We start from the raw sequence: 17,983 nt of genomic DNA on the forward strand, positions 1-17,983 counted from the left end.
CCGCCGCCGCGCCCGCCAGCCCGCCGATGTCATGCCTGAGTGTCATGTCCAGCTAGTGCGAAACCCAGCTGCAGCCGGCCCCGTCGCTCGTGCTAGGGTGCCGCCACTCGAAATCGGGCGGTTGCATGGCGAATAAGGACGAACTGGTCAAGGCGGCGCGCAACCCGTGGTGGCAAGGTGCCGCGGCGGTCGCGCTGGTCGCGCTCGTGGTCACCTTCGCGCTGGGCGGCTTCAAGCAGGCCAAGAGCACCAGCAAGCCGCTGCCCCAGTATTCGGCCGGCCACCGCTACCAGGGCGAGGCGATGGCGGTGACGCCGCTGCGCGCCTGGGTCGCGCGCTACAAACCCGGCGGTCAGGTCGACCGCTTCGATCCAAGCAAGCTCTACCTGGTGTTGCAGGTCGAGATCGAGAACCGCACGCCGCGCAGCTTCAACGGCTTCGGTTACCCGCGTGAGGACGTGATCCTGGTGTCGTCCACGCGCGAACCGATCCAGCCCGATCTGCTGCTGATGTCCGACGACCACAGCGTCGCCGCCGACCTGCATCCGCGCCTGAAACAACGGGTCGATCTGGTCTGGAATCTGCCGAAGAACTACGTCCACGCGCCGCAGCAGACCTGGGGCGTGTTCGCGCGCGCCTACAAGGCCAAGGCCTACATCAACGACGAGGGCGCCTGGCTGCAGGGCAAACCCGCGGCCAAGTTCCTGATTCCGGTGCAGGACCTGCGCGACCGGGCGGTGGCGCCATGAGCACGACGACACAGTCCGGCCCCGGCCTGCGAGTGCGCTGGCGTTGGCGCGATGCGCTGTGGATCGTGCTGGCGCTGATCGCGGTGGTCGCGCTGCGCAAGGGCGAGTCGAGCTACGAACAGCGCGACGCGCCGCTGGTGCAGCGCGCGAGCGGGCCGGCGCGGGCCGAGGGCCGCAACTTCGCGGTCGAGGTCGGCAACGTCAAGGCCGCGCGCGCCTATCTGCTCAAGGGCGATTTCAGCCGCTCGGAGGATCTGCTGCTGCGCACCCCGGGGCTGTGGCTGTCGGTGCTGGCCAAGGTCGAATCGACCGAGCGCCCGGGTTACGTCAGCGCGCAATTGCTGACCCGCGACGGCCTGGTCTACGCCGCATCCAGCGCCGAGCGCCCCAAGCTGCGCGGCATCAACCTGAGCGAGCGTCCGGTCGCGCCGGGCCTGCCCGAGAGCGGCGCCTGGTTCTTCGAAGTGCCGGCCGACCGGCTCGAAGGCGCGCACCTGCAACTGTATTGGGGCAACGGCATGCCGCAAGGCGGCGACAGCCTGGTCGACGTCGACCTGGGCATCGACGCGGCGCGCGCGCGCAAGCTGCTGGCCGAAGCGAAACCGGTATTGGATCTGCGCTGATGAGCATCGAAATTCCCGCCAGGCCGGTCGCCGGTCCCGCCCCCATCGGTTGGTGGCGGCGCAACACCGGCTGGTTGATCGGCACCGCGGTGCTCGGCGCCATCGCGATCTATGCGCCGTATCGCAACGCCTTGAACGAGTATCGCGACCGCAACCCGAGCATCGCGATCGACGCGCCCAATCACGACTGGGTGCAGTTCGAAGGCGCGCGTTGGCGTCTGGTCGAAGCCGAAGCGCTGGCTCCGCGCGATCCGCGCATCCTCGGTTCGCTGCGCAAGGATGCCGGCGTGTTGCTGGTGCGCTACGAAGTGATTCCGGATTCGGGCACGCCGATCAAAACCCTCGACACCTGCCGCGGGCGCATCGCCGATGCGCAGGGCCGGCAATGGGAGGCCGACCCGGTCGGCCTGCCGCGCCTGGGCGGGCCGAAGCTGCCGACCCGTTGCGGCAGCGGCTACGACGCGCAGTTCAAATCGGTGCTGGCGGTGCCGGGCCGGCCGTTCGCGTTCCAGCACGCCTACGTGTTGCCGCGCACGCAGAAGCTGGAAGGATTGGAGGCGCGGATCGAATTCGGCCCGCTGCAATCCGCCAAGGGCCGCTACCTGCGTTTCAAGCTGTAGCGATCGCGCCGGAGCCCGAGCGCACCGCGCAGTCTGCGCGGATGTGGCTTCCGCCCCGAGGCGCTGCGATCAGCCGCGCGGCAAGCGCGCGATCGCGCGGTCGAAGGTCGCCGCCAGCAATACCACGCGCAACACATCGGTCAGCAACGAGGTGCGGAACGACAGCGGCGTGTTGAGGAACACCGCGAACGGCTGACCGATCACGCTCTGCCATTGCGGGTCCTTCGGACCGACGAACTGCTGCATCAGCCGCCACGACCACGAGTCGATGTAGGCCAGCAGCTGCCAGCACACGCACAGGGTCAGCAAGGCCGGCAGGCCCGCGCGCAACACCAGGCGCAGGCTGTTGACCACCGGCACGCCCTTGCTGCTCCAGCCGGCGCTGGCCTTGTCGGCGAGCATGCGCAGGGTGAAATGCATCGACTTGAAGCGCTCGGCGACTTGGCCCAGGCGCTCGTCGGCCGCGTCGATGCGTTGCGCGCGGCGCAGGTCGATGCCGTAGATGATCGCGGTGATCGCCAGCCAGATCAGCGGCAAGGCGATCGCGCCGGCCGCGGTCGAAACGAAATCCCACAGCGGCGCCAGCGCGCGCTTGCTCGGCGCCAGCAGCTTGAACGCAGCGGTCGGGCTTTCCCACCACTCGGTCGCGGCGACATAGACCACGCGCTCGTGCCACCAGTCCTGGCCGCTCTTGATCAGCTGCGCGATCGCCGCCGCGCCGACGAACACCCAGTACGCCTCGCAACTGGTCGCCACCACATTCCACAACGCATGCCCGGTCGCGGCCGCGCGGCGCTTGCTGAACCAGCGCACCACCCAGGCCACCGCGAGCGCGATCCACAAGCCCTTGAGCTTGAGCACCTGATGCAGGTTTTCCTTGTCCCACACGCTGAAGGTGTAGTGGGTGCGGAAGTTGCGGCGCAGATCCTCGAGTAGGCCCCAGCCGGCGTAATAGGCGAAGAACGGCAGCATCGCGATCGCCAGCGCGGTGATCCACTGCTTGCGCACCGCCGCGGTGTCGGGGGTGGTCGCGCCGCCGGCGAGCATCGGCAGCGACGGCCGCAGCGACTGGAACATCAGGATGGTGCCGGCCAGCTGGGTCACGATCAGCACCGACAGCACCGCGAACGACAGCAACACCGAGCGCTCGCCGAGCTTGACCGCTAACTGCATCAACAGGTCGTAACAGACCCGCTGGGCGAAGAACCAGAACGCCAGCGCGGGCCAGTGGCGCCACAGCAGGCGGGCGCTGAGCAGGGGGATTTCGAGCCACGGGTGGCTGCCGCCGTCGCGAACGGCGGACGGATCGGAGGCCGAAGCCAGGGCGCTGGTCGGGATCGTGCTCGTGGACATCGGATTGACGGACATCGGCGGGGCCGGATCGAGGTCGGGCGATGGTAACCCGCATCGGCGTGGGGCTTGCAGTGACGGATATCAGAGACCCGCCAGTTGACGACCGGCCAGTCCTCAAGGCCACGCCGTATCGATTCGGGCGTGAAGCTATCGCAGCAGCGTCGGCGCCGGCCACCGGCGTCAATGCGCGTTGATCGTTTAACCCACAATTCAGCGGCAAATGACCGAGTCGCCGATCTTCACGAACATCAACGACACAGACCAGCCGCGCCCCTCAACTCAAGCGTCAACCCGCTCGACTGCCGCAGACCCACAGCATCGCCACCATTCCGCCGACCACACAGACCACGCCATCAATCCTCCAACGGCAGCAAATCTTCACGAAAACCCAGCGGCACAGTCGCGCCGTCGACACGGAATACGAACAGTCCGCCCGGCAGTGCATGCACATGCCTGTTGCGGGCATGCACGGCTACGTCGGCATCCTTCAGGCCCAGCCGCGACGGCAGTTGCTGGGTGTACAACGCATCCAGCAAGCGCCCTATCTCGTCCTTCGCCTGATCGACCGCGACGTGCATGCGCTGGCAGCTATCAGCACTCCAAAGCATCGCGCGCTCGCGCTTAAGCGAATCCGCGGACCAATCCGTGGCCCGGGCTTCCCGCATGTTCTTCTGATGCAACTTCATGGCTTCGACCGCTTTCTTGCGATCCAGCGCATCGACACTGCTTTGCGCATTGACGCGCTGAATCAACGCTTCGCCACCGCTCGCCTCGAAACGGGCCTGCTCTTCACTCACCATCCGATCGATGTCGGCCTGAGTCTTGGCCGGCGGCTGCACCTGATCAGAAACGACGATCAACAAGTCCTTCCATGCCGGCTTGCTCTTCCAGCTCGACTGGCCGTCGGCGGGTGCATAGGCAGCGACCTCCACCGAGGTCACCAAGGCATCGAACTCGGGGGTCAATGACGCAGTGATTGCGAACACCTGACGCGGCCCGTCGCTCGCTACGAGTTTATCGAGATCACGATCGTCGGCGGCCGCCATCGCGGGAACCACAGAGGCGCCCCAAGCGCTGCGACCAATCGCGTCCGCTACAGACCGCTGCAGCAACGAATCCACGCGCAGGTCGCAGCCAGCCTGCTGGATCGGCGCGAAGGTTTCGCGGGTCTGACGCTTGAGCCAGACATAGTGCGAACCCGCGACAATCGCGCCGCCGAGCAACCCGCCTCCCATCGCCATGTCCAATCCCGCCCAGCGCGGGTCGGGCGGAGGCCTGGTTTCCGCACCGACTGGACGATGCCTGAAACCCAATTGCGGCCTGATTTTGGTGTTCAACGCCACGATATGCACCGGCAAGGTTGTCGCCAGCGCGGCACGCTCGGCGGTGTAGCCGGCGACGTCTTTTTTCGCGCCATTCGCTGTCGTAACAAAGGCAAGCGCAAGTGCGCCCAATGCGAGCGGCGATATCCTGGTCATACGATGCAATCCCCTGTGGCCGCTTCTCCCCCGAGAAGCGACGGCATCATCCCATTTTCGCGCTCACGGTCACAACTCGGCGCGAGTTGTCAGGCCGCGGCCGGCGGCGTTTCCACGGCCGGCTTGGCCATCTCCGGACTGATCTTCTCGATCGTATGCCGCAGTTCGCGGCCGAGGATCACCTTCGCGTCCTTCGCCCATGCGTCCAGGCGCTGGTCGAAGGCGAGCTTGCCCTCGCTGTCGGGCCAGACCAGCTTGAGTTCGCGCAGTTTCTGGATGAAGCCGCGGAACAGGGCCTTGTCGAAGAATTCCGGCGCGGCCGGCGCGTACAGCAGCGACAGGCGCTGCGCGGCGAGCTGGCACAGGCTTTCGAGTTCGCCGGCCGACATCGTGCCGGGGCCGTTCTTCACCAGCACCGAGATGGCGATGTAATAGCGCTCGAATGCCTGTTGCAGCGAGTGGCCGATCGCGCGCAGGCGGAACACTTCGTCGGTCTGGCCGGCGTTGCGCGCGAGGATGCCGCCGTCGTCGTCGCTGACCCGCTCCAGCAAACCTTCGCGCACGAATACATCGACGGTACGCGACAGGCGCTGGGTGAATTCTTCCTCGCTCCACGGCAGGAACAGTTCGGCCTGCAGGAACGGGTACACGCTGCGGCCAAGGCGCAGCACGCCGGCCAGGCTCATGCGCCGGTTGTGCTGGAAGCAGCAGGCGATCCACGATGCCGCGGTGAACAGATGCAGCACGTTGTTGCGGAAATAACTCAGCAACACCGCCTTGTCGTCGCCGTCGACACCGAGCACATCGCCGAGCGGATGGGCGACGCGTTCGAGCACGTTGATCTCTTCGCCGTGGGCGACGATTTCCTGCGGCGTGTGCGGGGTGACGGTGACGCGGTCGGAATACGGCAACTCGGCCAGCAAGGTTTTCGACAACGCGATCTGCGCGAGCAGGTCGGCCTCGCCCATCGCGTGCTTGGGCGTGGACAGCAGCGCCAGCGCGAGCAGGTTGATCGGGTTGACGTCGGCGGCGCGGTTGACGTTGATCTGGATCTGCTCGGCCAAGGCATCGACCGTGGCCGACAGCCACGCCGGCTTGTCTTCTTCGTCGAGCGGACGGCCGTCCCACTCGGGCGCATGCGTGGCGAGCATGTCGTTGAGCCGGATCGGCTCGCCGAAGTTCACCACCACCTGGCCGTAGTTGGAGCGCAGCACCTTGGGAATGCCCCATAGCAGCTGCCAGATCGATTCTTTTTCCTTCGGCTTGCCCGACAGCTCGTCGAGGTAGCTGTTGCCTTCCATCAGCTTTTCGTAGCCGACGTAGATCGGCTGGAACAGCACCGGACGGGTCGGCTGGCGCAGGAAGCCGCGCACGGTCATCACGATCATGCCGCCCTTGGGCTGCAGCAATCGGCCGGTGCGCGAACGTCCGCCCTCGATGAAGTATTCGATCGAATAGCCGCCCGACACCAACTGCGCGACGTACTCGCTGAGGATGGCCGAATACAGCACGCTGCCGCGGATGCTGCGGCGGATGAAGAACGCGCCGCCGCGGCGCAGGATGCCGCCGATCACCGGCAGATTGAGATTGATGCCGGCGACGATATGCGGCGGCACGATGCCCTTGGCGTAGAGCAGATAGCTCAGCAGCAGATAGTCCATGTGGCTGCGATGGCAGGGCACGTAGACGACTTCGTGGCCGGGCGCGTCCTGCTTGAGCTGGTCGAGGTGATGCACCAGCACGCCGCGGTAGATGCGGTTCCACACCGGGGTCAGGATGAAGCTCAGCGAACGCACCACCGGGTGCGAGTAGTCGGCGGCGATTTCGTAGGCGATCGCGTGGGCTTTCTTCCAGGCTTCGGCGCTGGAGCTGCTGTCGCGACGGGCCTGATCGGCGATGGCTTCCTTGACCGGATCGGCGGCGAGCACGCGATCGATCAGCATGCGCCGGGTCGACAGGTCGGGCCCGATCACCGCCGCGCGAATGCGGCGGAAGTGGGTGCGCAGCACGCGCGAGAGCTTGCGCACGGTGCGTTCGGGCTCCAGCCCTTCGTCGACGATGCCGCGCAGCGACACCGGCGGCGAGAACCGCACCATGGTGTGACGGCCGTTGAGCGCGATCGCGAGCAGTCGGCGGAAGCGGCCGACCAGGGTCCAGTTTTCCGAGAACAGCACCGAGAACCAGCCGCTGCTGCGGTCCGGCGCGCGGCCGACGAAGATCGACACCGGCACCAGTTGCACGTCGAGTGCCGGGTCGGCGCGGTGGGCGTCGAGCAGACGCGCGAGCGAGCCGGAATGGGTCTTGGCCGAGGGCGGGCCGGACGGCGCCAGGGTGCCGGCGTTGCGCCGCGACAGCGCGACGTAGGCGCGCTTGCGGCCCAGCGGATCGCCCGGCAGCGGCTGCAGCGGCGACGGCAGGCCGCTTTCGATGCAGGCGCGTTCGAGGATCAAGGCGTTGGACAGGCCGTAGTCCTCGAGCACGTAGCAGACCGGGCGGCCGTTCCATTCCTCGGCGATGTGTTCGGCCGGGGTCTTGGGCTCGATGGTCAGCGACACCCACGGCGCCATCAGCTGGCCGAGCAGGCGCGCCCACCACGGGCGGTTCTTGGTGGCGGCCTGGATGACTTGGGCGGACGGCTCCGCGGCGGGCGGCGCGGGCGCGTCCATCGGCAGTTCGGCCTGGTGGGTCGGTTCGTCGGCGTGGTGGCTCGACGGCTCGACGGCGGGTGAGGCTTGCTGCGAGTTCGTGACGTCCGGTTCGCGGGCGGTCGAAGCCGTGTCCAGGTCCATGGACGCTGCCGCGGGTGCTTCGGACGCGGGCGGCGCGGGCTCGGACGGCGTTACCTCGGACGGCGCGATCCCGGACGGCTCGGTCGCGGCGGGTTCAACCGGCGCGGGCTCGATCGGGCCGTGTTCGGTCGGGCCAGCATCGGTGTGCGACGCGGCGGTGCCCGGCAACGAGGTCGCGCCGGGCTCTACGCCGGGCGCGGACGGATCGTTGGGGTCAAGCCCGGGGTCGACGGGTGGGGTCGGTTCGGGCATGGCGGAAGGTATGTCGGAAGAGGACGCCGGGTCGGCATCGGCAACGGTGGGGTCGATCGGGTCGGTCGGCGTGCGTGCGCCGGCAACGTCGGTCGCGTGAGGATCGGCCGCGGCGGCGTCGGGAAAAGGCAGGGGCGTCTGTTTCGGCATCCCCGGCATTATGCCTATTCGGCTTCGGCGCGCGCCTGGGCCGAATGGGCGGCTGCCGGGACGGGGTTGGCCCGCTGGCCGGGAGTCTTTTCGTATGCAAGGCGCCGGCCCCGCGGCGGTCCGATCCGCCGCGGCAGGGGCTCGAAGCGGCCTGCGCCGGAAGCGTGCGGCCTGAACGCCTTCCCGAAATGCCGCGGGGCGCGCGGGTCTCGATTGGCTTAGCGGGGTTTCGGCGGCGCGGTGGCGGTGGGACCGGCAGCGGCGGCCGGAGCCGCTGGCTTGGGCGCCGTCGCGGGTGGCGTGGTGGTGGCGCTTGGCTTCGCGGCGGGCTGGGCGGTCGCGGGCGTCGACACGGGACCGGCTTTGCCTGCGCCGGTTTGAGCGGCCCCGGCTTTGGCCGCGGGCTCGGCGGCGTTCGCTTCGGCCACGCCTGCTTTGGCCTCGCTCGCTTCGGGCAGGCTCACCGCTGGCCGGGCCGCTTGAACCTTACCGGTAGCCGGCTTGGCCGGCGCCGGTTTCCTGTTCGCCACGGCCCGCGCCCACGCCGCCTGTTGCCCCGCCTCCGCGGCCGCGCGCGGCGGCGCCTCGATCTCGGCCTGGGCATGGCGCAGCACGTCGCTGAGGTACCAGCGCTCCTGGCGGCGTTCGACCAGCACGTAGGCGTCGACCGGTTCGCCGGCCAGCTGGTAACGGATTCGGACCCGTGCGGTGTCGCCGGTCTGTTCGGCCAGGGTGGCGTCGACGCTGTCCAGCGCCGCGTCCAGGTCCAGGCCGTAGCCGCCGAGCACCTGCTTGAACCGTTCCACGAACGGGCCCAGCCGGCGCAGGCTGCGGTCCATGCCGTTGTGGGCGAAGGCGTCCGGCGCCGCCAACCCGGTCGCGCGCGCGGCCGAGACGAGCTGCGGGATCGCCGCCCGGCCCTTGGCCGAATCGCCCAGCGAGGTGGCCTGCGCCCACTGGCTGATCGCGCCGATCAGCTGGGCGTGGTGGTCGCGCTCGGTGTCGCTGTAGACGGCCTCGCTGCGCACGTACTGGATCGCGAACACGCCCAGGGTCCTGGCCGCCGAATGCAGCTCGCCGTCGGCGCCGGCGAACTGGCGGCGGAAACTCGCCACTAGGTCCCGCTCGGCGTTCTGCGCGGCCAATGCGGCTATGAAGGTCGGGAAGCGGTCGTGCAGCGGCAGCTCGGTCAGCGGCCAGGTGGTGCGGCCCTCGCGCCAGGCGGTTTCAAGGCGCGCGTGCAGCTCCGGCGGCAGCGCGTGGCGGGCGTAGCCGGCCAGGTCGTTGCGACGCAGGTCGGCGACCAGTTGGGTCACCGCCTGGGTCGGCAGGCTCGCCACCGGCTCGGCCGGCGCCGGGTCCGGGCCGCAGCCGGCCGCCGCCACCAGCAGGGCGGTCGACAGGCAGATCGTTCGGACGCGTCGGACGATGGTCATCGGCTCTAAAGCTCGCAAGGCGTGGCTCCGGGCATGGGCTCCCCCCAGGCGTGGGGCATCTTGGCCGCGCGTCCGGGCCGGCACAAGCCGGTGGCCGGCTCACGCTCGCTCACCGATCGCGACGCCAGCCAGCACTTGCTGACGCGCGAGGTCGCTTGCGCTCGCTTTTTTGCAACGCCGAAAAGTGAACGAATCCAGCAGAAAAACCGCTGAACAGGCCGGAGCGGCGATCCCGTGACCCCTATCACCCCGTGCAGGTCCGGCGCCCGATAGGGTGCCGGTACTGGCATGTTTTATGCGTTCTAAACAGGCAAAACCGGCACATCTGTCGGTTCGCCAACGCGCTGCCGCGCAGGAGAACGACCATGCGTCCTACCCCGACCTGTCTGTTCGTCGCCGTCCTGGCCCTGGCCGCTGCCGGCCCCGCCTCGGCCGCCAACGACACCACCCAGTTCAACGTCACCATCACCATCACCAGCGTCTGCGACATCCACACCGTCGCGCCCACCGACGTCAATTTCGGCTCGGTCGCCTCGACCGCGACCAACGTCGACCAGCAGGGCCAGCTGACCATCAACTGCACCCCGGGCACGGCGTACACGATCGGGCTCGACAACGGCCAGAACGGCACCGACGTCAACAGCCGCAAGATGGCCTCCGGCGCCAACCTGGTGCCGTACCAGTTGTACCGGGCCGCCGCGCGCGGCGCCGCCGACGTGTGGGGCAGCACCGCCGGGGTCGGCGGCAACGTCCTGGCCGGCAGCGGCACCGGCGCGGCGGTCAACGTGCCGGTCTACGGCCGGACCCCGAGCGCCAACTTTCCCACTGGTACTTACAATGACGTGGTGACCGCCACGGTGACCTACTGACCGGGCCGGGCCGATGAGCGGCGGCCGGTGGCAGCAGGCAGTCCGCGCCTCGGCCGCGTCCAGCGGGGCTTCGTCGGCCTTGCGCCCGCTCGCGCTCGCTCTGCTGTTGGCCCTGATCGCCGCGCCGGCCGGCGCGACCGGGCTGCAAGTCACGCCCACCACCCTGACCCTGCAGGCCCGGCAGAACGCCGACGGCCTGTGGCTCAGCAACACCGGCACCACCCTGCTGCAGGCGCAGGTACGGGTGTTCCGCTGGACCCAGGCCAACGGCGAGGAACACTTCGAACCGACCCAGGCGCTGGCGATCAGCCCGCCGATGCTGGAACTGGCGCCCGGCGCGCGGCAACTGGTCCGGGTGATCCGGCTTGGCGCCCCGCCGACGCGCGAGGACAGCTACCGCTTGATCGTCGATGAGCTGCCGCCCGACGACGCCAATCGCCCGCCCGGCCTGCAGTTCGTATTGCGCTACTCGCTGCCGGTGTTCCTCGCCCCGGCCGGCGACGCCGCGCCGGCGCCGAAGCTGCGCGCGCAGCTGAGCTTCCAGGGCGAGCAGGTCCGCATCGAAGTCCGCAACGACGGCGACCAGCACGCGCAGCTGGCCGACCTGGTGTTCGTCGACCGCCACGGCACCCGGCATGCGCTGCAGTCCGGCCTGCTCGGTTACGCCCTGCCCGGCCAGCGCATGCGCTGGCCGCTGGCGGCCCCGGCCGAGCTGTTGCGCGGCGGCGGCACCCTCAAGGCGAGGATCAATGGCGAAGCCACCGAGCAGGCGCTGGCGCTGGACCCGCCGGCTGGCTGATGCCATGCCGGCCGGCCTGCTCCTGGCGTCGCAGCTGGGCCACGCGGCGGAACCGCCGCCGCTGGCGGTGCTGCGCGCGAATGAAGCGCTGGGCGGCGGATCGCTGAGCGCCACCGCGGCGGCGGCGAACATGGCCCTGTATCTGGAAGTCAGCCTCAACCAGACCGCCTACGGCCCGCCACAGCCGTTCGAGCTGCGCGACGGCCGCCTGTACGCCAGCGTCGCCACCTTGCGCGCGATCGGCTTCCGCCTCGACGGCCACGACAGCGGCGACACCCTGGCGCCCGACAGCCTGGCCGGCGTCAGCGTGCGCTACGACGCCGCCAGCCAGCGGGTCGCAATCGACGCCCCGCTGTCGCTGCTGTCGCTGGCGACCACCCGGCTCAACGCGCCCGGCGCCGATGTCCCGATCGCCAGCGCCTCGCCCGGGCTGCTGTTCAACTACGACCTGTATTCCAGCCGCGACCGCCACAGCGACAGCACCAGCGCGTTCGCCGAGCTGCGCGTGTTCGGCCTCGGCAGCGGCGTGTTCAGCCAGACCGCGGTGACCCGCAGCTACAAGAACGAGGACGACCCGCGCCGCACCGACTCGGTGCGCCTGGACAGCAGTTGGCGCTGGTCGGCGCCGGCCTCGATGTTCAGCGTCACCGCCGGCGACGTGATCAGCGGCCAGCTCGACTGGACCCGGCCGCTGCGCCTGGGCGGGATCCGCATCGGCCGCGACTTCGGCCTGCAGCCCTACCGCATCACCACCCCGCTGCCGACCCTGCTGGGCGAAGTCGCGGTGCCGTCGGCGGTGGACCTGTACGTCAACGGCATCCGCCAGTACAGCGGCGAGTTGTCGCCCGGGCCGTTTCAGTTGGCGACCCTGCCCGGCATCACCGGCGCGGGCAACGCGCAACTGGTGGTCACCGATGCGTTCGGCCGCACCCGCACCCTCGACTTCCCGTTCTATGCCGCGCAGCAACTGTTGGCCAAGGGCTTGTCGGACTGGTCGCTGAGCCTGGGTCTGGCGCGCGAGGACTACGCGATCCGCTCGTTCGCCTACGGCAACGAACCCTTGCTCAGCGGCGACCTGCGTTACGGCATCAGCGACCGCTTCACCGTCGAAGCGCATGGCGAAGGCGGCGACGGCGTGGTCAACGGCGGCGTGGGCGGGGTATGGCTGCTCGGCCAGGCCGGCGTGATCAGCGGTTCGCTCGCGCACGGCCGCGACGGCGACGACGGCGGCTGGCTGTATGCGGCGGCGTACAACTGGAGCAACGGGCGTTTCAATATTTCCGCCGACACCCAACGCACCCGCGGCGAGTACCGCTATCTCGCCTCGCGTTACGGACTGGGCGCGCCACGCGTCAGCGAACGCGCGGTGGTGAGCTGGAGCGATACGCGGCTGGGCAGCCTCGGCCTGAGCTATGTGCGCCTGATCTATCGCGACGAACCCGCCGCGCGCTACGCCAGCGCGACCTGGAACCGTAGCTTCGGCGGCCGCGCCGCATTGAGTCTGTCGTACAACCAGAACCTGGATCGCGGCGAGGACCGCAACGTCTATCTGGGTTTCACCCTGAACCTGCAGGATCGCGATCGCCGCGCCAGCACCCAGATCAGCGTGTCGGCGCAGCGCAGCCGCGATCTCGATCAGGGCGTGATCGACATCAGCCGCCCGGTGCCGGGCGACGGCGGCTTCGGCTGGCGGGTGCAGGCGCGCGGCGGCGACGGCGAGGAAGGCGGCCTGGCCGAAGCGGGTTGGCTGACCTCGTTCGGGCGCTTCAATTTCGGCCTCGCGCGCCAGGGCGACAACGACTACGGCTACGCCAGCGCCAGCGGTTCGCTGGTGTGGATGGGCGGCCATGCCTTCGCCGCGCGCAACGTCAGCGACGCGTTCGCGGTGGTCTCCACCGGCGGCGTGGCCGACGTGCCGGTGCTGCTGGAAAACCGCCCGATCGGCCGCAGCGATCGCGACGGCATGCTGCTGGTCACTCCGCTCAACGCCTGGCAGCGCAACCGCATCGCGATTGATCCGATGGAACTGCCGGCCGATGTGCAGCTCAGCGAAGTCGAAGTGCAGGCGACACCGAAGGATCGCTCCGGCACCTTGGTGCGTTTCGCGATCGACAAGATCCGCCCCGCGGTATTGGTGCTGCGCGATGCCTCGGGCCAGCCGCTGCCGCTGGGCAGCCGCGTGCGCCTGGACGATGGCGGCAGCGCGATCGTCGGCTACGACGGCGAGGCCTACCTCGATCGCGTGGGCGACGCCAACGACCTGCGCGTCGACACGCCGAGCGGCGCCTGCCGGGTGCGGTTCGCGTATCCGCAGGGGCCGGGCATTCCGCGCATCGGCCCGCTGACCTGCGCACCGGAGCGATCGCCATGAGCCTGCGCCGCCGCCTGATCGTCGTGTTCGTCTTGCTGGCGCTGGCCGCGCCGATGCCGGCGTATGCGTTGACCACCTGCACCGCGACGATGACCAACCTCAGCTTCCCCGCCACCACCGGCGCGATCAGCGACGCCAGCGCGACCTTGACCGTCACTTGCACCACCGGCGCGCTGTCGCTGCTGGCGCGGGCCAAGGTCAACATGTGCGTGAGCATCCTCAGCGGCACCGACGGCGGCGGCACCCTCAACCCGCGGCGCATGATCAATGGCTTCAACGATCCGTTGCAGATGCAGCTGTACACCGACGCGGCGCGCAGCGCGATCTGGGGCGCGCGCGGCAACGGCACCGTGCCGAATTTCCTGCCGCTGCAGTTCGACTACTCCGTACCCCTGCTCGGCGGCAGCCAGACCTTGAACGCGACCCTGTACGGCCGCATCCCCGCGCAGACCGCGCTCAACGCCGGCAGCTACAGCAACCGATTCACCGGCGCGCTCGACACCCTGATCGAATTCCGTTACGCCGAGGCCTTGCTCGGCGATCCGCCGATGCCGACCTCGTGCCTCGCCGGCGGCAGCGGCGGCGCGCCCAGCCAGTTCCCCTTCACCGTGACCGGCTCGGTGCCCAACACCTGCACGCTCACGCCCAAACCGGTGCCCGACCTCGCGTTCGGCAACGTGCCCGGCCTGATCACCGCCAACGTCGACCGCACCACCGCGATCGGCCTGGTCTGCACCGGCCGCACTGCGTGGCAGATCGGCCTCAACAACGGCTTGAACGCCAGCGGCGCGGTGCGGCGCATGCGCAACGCCGGCGGCCAGTTCGTCAGCTACGAGTTGTACCGCGACAGCCCGCGCAGCCTGCGCTGGGGCAACACCCTGGGCAGCGACACCCTGGCCGGCACCGGCACGGGCACCGCGCAATCGCTGACCGTGTACGGCCGGGTCGCGCCGCAGACGCCGAACGTGGGGACCTACAGCGATACGATCGTGGTGACGGTGACGTATTGATCGCGGTGCGTGGTTGCGGTGCGACGAATCGCGTCGCTATCGTCGGCAGGCGGTAACGCTGCGAAACCGCGACCTGCTTGTTCTCGCATGGCGATGTCGTAACCGCCTTGCGCTGGATGTTTCGCGCCTTGCGTCTGGGCATGCCGTGGACCGCAGGCGCCCTCATGGTTGAAAGCACTAACTTGAAAGTTGGTTACGTGCCTTGAACGTTGTTCGCATTGGCGAGCGTCAACCGGTAGCAGCAACTTTCGCAGACAGATCGGAGGGTGATCGAGACGTCTGGGATGACGCGTCGGCAACATCGCTTCGATTCCGCCGTCGGCCAGAAGCGGGCATACGCCCGCCAGGCAGCCGGACGTCTATTTCGTCACCCGGCAAGGACCGATCGATCAGACGGCCTTGCAAGTCGGCGCGTCGACGCGCCGTCGGGGAGTTCTTGCACACTCCCCGACGGCGGTCCTCATATCGATTACTTCGCTGCCGCTCGCGCCGCTTCGACGATGACCTTGGCCACCGATTCCGGGTCGGACGCCATCGGCACATGACTGGTCGGCAGCACCGTGGTCTTCGCGCCGATCTTCTTGGCCAACGCACGCTGCGCGCCCGGGTCGATCATGCGGTCCTGGGCGGCGACGATGTACCACGACGGCTTGGTGGTCCATGCGGCCACGGTGACGGGCTGTTCGAAGTTGGCGCCGCGCACCGCGCCTTGGGTGGCGTGGATCAGGTTGGCTTGCTCGGCGCTGACGTCCTGCGCGAAGTCGCGGGCGATCGCGTCGGCGGGCAGGGTCAGGTAACCATCGGCGTCGGCGATGAAGTGGGCGAAGCCCGGCGGAGTCGGGAAGTCCTTGGTGTCGACCACCGGCGCGGCATTGAGCGAAGGCGCGAAGGCGGCGACGTAGACCAGCGCCTTGATCTTGGCATTACCGCCGGCCTGGGTGATGACCGAGCCACCCCAGGAATGGCCGACCAGCACGACCGGGCCGGACTGCGCGTTGACGACGCGGTTGGTGAAGGTCACGTCGTCTTCCAGCGAGGTCAGCGGGTTCTGCACCGCGACGGCGTTCAAACCCTGGGCCTGAAGCAACGGGATCACTTTGTTCCATGACGAGCCGTCGGCGAAGGCGCCGTGGACCAGCACCACGGTCGGGCGGGGCTTGGCGGTCGGGGCGGGGGTGGCGGCCGAAGCCGTGCCCAGGCTGAGGGAGGCGGCGAGGACCAGGGGGGCGAGGATGTTCATAGAGGCTCCTTGAGGATGGGATTGGCTGGACGGGCCGGGTCGTTCCCGGTGACGTCACTATCCTCGCCCCACCCGGCCTTTAAGTGACGTAAAGTACGAATAACTTGCCATAGAGTCCAAACATGACCGACAGGCTCGAGGCCCTGCTGGCCCACTTCCCGGTGCGGGCATCGATCCTGCACGCCGGCGCCCTGTGCGGCATTCACGAGCTGCCGCCACGCGGAACGCTGGGCCAGTTGCACCTGGTCCGGCGCGGCACCGTGGTCGTGCATCACGCCGCGGGCAAGCCGATCACGCTCACCGAGCCCAGCCTGCTGCTGTATCCGCGGCCCTGTGCCCATCGCTTCGTGATCGACGACCGCGAGGGCGCCGAATTGGCCTGCGCCGACCTCAGTTTCGACGGCGCGGCCGAACATCCGCTGGTGGCTGCGTTACCCGACCTCGTCTGCCTGCCGCTGGACCAACTGGGCAGTGCGCGGCCCTTGCTGGATCTGCTGTTCGAGGAGGCGTTCGACCAGCGCTGCGGTCGTGGCGAGGTGCTGGCGCGACTGTTCGAACTGGTGCTGATCCAGGTGTTGCGGCATCAGATGGAAGGACAGCGGGGGCAGGCGGGATTGATGTCGGGGCTCGCGCATCCGCGCCTGCGCCGCGCGATCACCGCGATGCACGAACGGCCGCGGGAAGACTGGACCCTGGAGGCGCTGGCCGCGACCGCCGGCATGTCGCGCAGCTCGTTCGCGCAGACGTTCCGCAGCACCGTGGGCAACACGCCCGGCGAGTACCTGCAGCGGTGGCGGATCCTGCTGGTGCAGAAGGGGCTGCGCAGCGGCAAACCCCTGAAGCTGCTGGTGGACGACGTGGGCTACGCGAGCGAGTCGGCCTTGTCGCGGGCGTTCAAAGCGCAGGTGGGGGTGTCGCCGAGGCAGTGGCGGGGACGGGCTGCTCCCAGTCCGCCGTGATGGAACTCCACCTTCCCTGTTGAGGGCCCGGACCTGAGACGGGAAGGACATCAACGCCCTCGGCCTTCAAGCCTCGGCTGTCACCGTGCCCGGCTCAATGAAGGGCGGCCGCGGGCAAAAGAAAAGGAGGCCGAAGCCTCCTTGCAAATCGGCTTGCGCCGATAGATTTCGAGTTGTGGCATGGCCCCGGCTGGCACCGGGATGGGCGCAGACTACCGCCGGGGACTAGTTAATGCAACACTTGAAGTAATTCGATATAACCTATTGATTTTAAATGATCGTCAGTCGCCATAACGACTGAGATCGCTCAGGGCGCCACATCCAGCGCGGCGCGCTTGGCCAGCCGGCGCGCGTCGCGCGACTGGCTGTAGTCGTTGTTGAAGGTCATCGCCTCCCATGAGCCGTAGCTCGGGTTCGGCAGCATCCACCAGCGTTCGCCGAACCAGTCGTGGTACTGCGCCAGCAACGCGTCGCGGCCCTCGGGCGTGTTGGCCACGACCTGGACGAAGTCGCCCATCTGGTCGCCGAACTGCATCAGCACGCGGTACTGCTTGCCGGCCAGCAGGCGGCGGCAGTTCTTTTCGCTGCCGTTCTGTTCGCAGCCGTCGACCACCGTGCCCAGGCCGAGGAACACCGAATCGTCGGCGACCGGCAGGCCGGCCTGGCGCAGGTTGGCCAGGGTCGCGTCCTTCAGATGCACCGCGCGGTTGGACAGGTACAGCACGGTCACGCCCTTGGCCTGCGCGGCCTTGGCGAAATCGACCACGCCCGGCAGCGGCTTGGCCTTCTTCTCGGCGACCCAGGCGTCCCAGGTCACTTCGTCGTATTCCTTGCCGTCGCGGACCAGCCGCGCCTGATACGGCGAGTTGTCGAGCACGGTCTCGTCGACGTCCATCACCACCGCCGGCTTGAGGCCCTTGGCCGGATTGCCGCGCTCCTCGGGCACCAGCGCGTCCCAGTTGGGCTGCTTGAGCGCGAGGTCGAGCTTGTCGGCGGCGGCGCGGTAGACCGTCTCGGTGGTCGCGCGGTACTCGACCGAACGCTGCATCCACAACACGGCGTTGAGGTTGTCGTCGGCGCCGGACGGCTTGGCGGCCGGCGCGGCCGGTGCCGCCGCGGGCTTGGCATCGGCGGGAGCGGCGGACGGCGTGCTCGGCGGCGCCGGTTTGCAGGCGGCCAGGGCCAGCACGCAGGCGAGCGTGGTCAGGGGCAGGGCGCGGATAGGCATGCGCGGTCGGTCCATGGGAAAGGCGGGGAGTGTAGGCCGCGAATCAAAACGGTGTCG

The 17,983-nt window shown here is 68.8% G+C and carries 14 protein-coding genes; 8 read left to right on the forward strand and 6 right to left on the reverse strand.

Annotation, left to right across the window (positions count from 1 at the left end; genetic code table 11):
* The first annotated feature begins 125 nt into the window (after positions 1 to 125).
* From AC3A4T_RS18440 to AC3A4T_RS18450, 3 genes are read left to right on the forward strand one after another with little or no spacing between them, the layout of a single operon-like run.
* The gene (locus tag AC3A4T_RS18440; RefSeq protein WP_487676693.1) at positions 126 to 749 is read left to right on the forward strand and encodes a hypothetical protein; all 624 of its coding nucleotides are present in this window, start codon (positions 126 to 128) and stop codon (positions 747 to 749) included.
* On the forward strand, positions 746 to 1,372 hold the full coding sequence (locus AC3A4T_RS18445; protein ID WP_487676694.1) for a hypothetical protein: 627 nt from the start codon (positions 746 to 748) through the stop codon (positions 1,370 to 1,372). Before AC3A4T_RS18440 ends, AC3A4T_RS18445 begins: the two co-directional genes overlap by 4 nt.
* On the forward strand, positions 1,372 to 1,992 hold the full coding sequence (locus AC3A4T_RS18450; RefSeq protein WP_487676695.1) for a hypothetical protein: 621 nt from the start codon (positions 1,372 to 1,374) through the stop codon (positions 1,990 to 1,992). Before AC3A4T_RS18445 ends, AC3A4T_RS18450 begins: the two co-directional genes overlap by 1 nt.
* Positions 1,993 to 2,061: 69 nt before the next feature.
* Here AC3A4T_RS18450 and AC3A4T_RS18455 read toward each other — a convergent pair whose 3' ends face one another.
* The 4 genes from AC3A4T_RS18455 to AC3A4T_RS18470 form a co-directional block, all read right to left on the reverse strand.
* On the reverse strand, positions 2,062 to 3,345 hold the full coding sequence (locus tag AC3A4T_RS18455; RefSeq protein WP_487676696.1) for a hypothetical protein: 1,284 nt from the start codon (positions 3,343 to 3,345) through the stop codon (positions 2,062 to 2,064).
* A 353-nt stretch (positions 3,346 to 3,698) separates the two neighbouring features.
* A complete protein-coding gene (locus AC3A4T_RS18460) occupies positions 3,699 to 4,823 on the reverse strand; it encodes a hypothetical protein (protein ID WP_487676697.1) in 1,125 nt (374 codons plus the stop codon).
* 89 nt (positions 4,824 to 4,912) lie between these two features.
* The gene (gene plsB / locus AC3A4T_RS18465; protein WP_487676873.1) at positions 4,913 to 7,612 is read right to left on the reverse strand and encodes a glycerol-3-phosphate 1-O-acyltransferase PlsB; all 2,700 of its coding nucleotides are present in this window, start codon (positions 7,610 to 7,612) and stop codon (positions 4,913 to 4,915) included.
* Between the two features lie 620 nt (positions 7,613 to 8,232).
* Positions 8,233 to 9,450 carry a hypothetical protein gene (locus AC3A4T_RS18470; protein WP_487676698.1) on the reverse strand — a complete coding sequence of 406 codons (1,218 nt, stop codon included), beginning with the start codon at positions 9,448 to 9,450 and terminating at the stop codon, positions 8,233 to 8,235.
* A gap of 365 nt (positions 9,451 to 9,815) precedes the next feature.
* Between AC3A4T_RS18470 and AC3A4T_RS18475 the strand changes: the two genes are divergently transcribed.
* From AC3A4T_RS18475 to AC3A4T_RS18490, 4 genes are read left to right on the forward strand one after another with little or no spacing between them, the layout of a single operon-like run.
* On the forward strand, positions 9,816 to 10,319 hold the full coding sequence (locus AC3A4T_RS18475) for a Csu type fimbrial protein (RefSeq protein WP_487676699.1): 504 nt from the start codon (positions 9,816 to 9,818) through the stop codon (positions 10,317 to 10,319).
* A 13-nt stretch (positions 10,320 to 10,332) separates the two neighbouring features.
* A complete protein-coding gene (locus AC3A4T_RS18480) occupies positions 10,333 to 11,118 on the forward strand; it encodes a fimbrial biogenesis chaperone (RefSeq protein WP_487676700.1) in 786 nt (261 codons plus the stop codon).
* The gene (locus tag AC3A4T_RS18485) at positions 11,069 to 13,489 is read left to right on the forward strand and encodes a fimbria/pilus outer membrane usher protein (RefSeq protein ID WP_487676701.1); all 2,421 of its coding nucleotides are present in this window, start codon (positions 11,069 to 11,071) and stop codon (positions 13,487 to 13,489) included. The genes AC3A4T_RS18480 and AC3A4T_RS18485 overlap by 50 nt, the downstream gene beginning before the upstream one ends.
* Positions 13,486 to 14,499 (forward strand): Csu type fimbrial protein, encoded by a 1,014-nt coding sequence (locus tag AC3A4T_RS18490; RefSeq protein WP_487676702.1) that lies wholly within the window; start codon positions 13,486 to 13,488, stop codon positions 14,497 to 14,499. The genes AC3A4T_RS18485 and AC3A4T_RS18490 overlap by 4 nt, the downstream gene beginning before the upstream one ends.
* Positions 14,500 to 14,968: 469 nt before the next feature.
* Here the strand turns inward: AC3A4T_RS18490 and AC3A4T_RS18495 are convergent, their stop codons facing one another.
* Positions 14,969 to 15,739: an alpha/beta fold hydrolase gene (locus tag AC3A4T_RS18495; RefSeq protein ID WP_487676703.1), complete on the reverse strand. Its 771-nt coding sequence runs from the start codon at positions 15,737 to 15,739 to the stop codon at positions 14,969 to 14,971.
* Between the two features lie 122 nt (positions 15,740 to 15,861).
* On the opposite strand from AC3A4T_RS18495, the gene AC3A4T_RS18500 reads away from it, so the two are divergent.
* The gene (locus tag AC3A4T_RS18500; RefSeq protein WP_487676704.1) at positions 15,862 to 16,698 is read left to right on the forward strand and encodes an AraC family transcriptional regulator; all 837 of its coding nucleotides are present in this window, start codon (positions 15,862 to 15,864) and stop codon (positions 16,696 to 16,698) included.
* Positions 16,699 to 17,005: 307 nt separating this feature from the next.
* On the opposite strand, the gene AC3A4T_RS18505 is transcribed toward AC3A4T_RS18500, so the two are convergent.
* Entirely contained in the window at positions 17,006 to 17,941 is a 936-nt protein-coding gene (locus AC3A4T_RS18505; protein ID WP_487676705.1) for a 5'-nucleotidase, lipoprotein e(P4) family, read from the reverse strand.
* Between the last annotated feature and the right edge of the window lie 42 nt (positions 17,942 to 17,983).

This window comes from Lysobacter sp. Soil_N_51 (assembly GCF_057655755.1).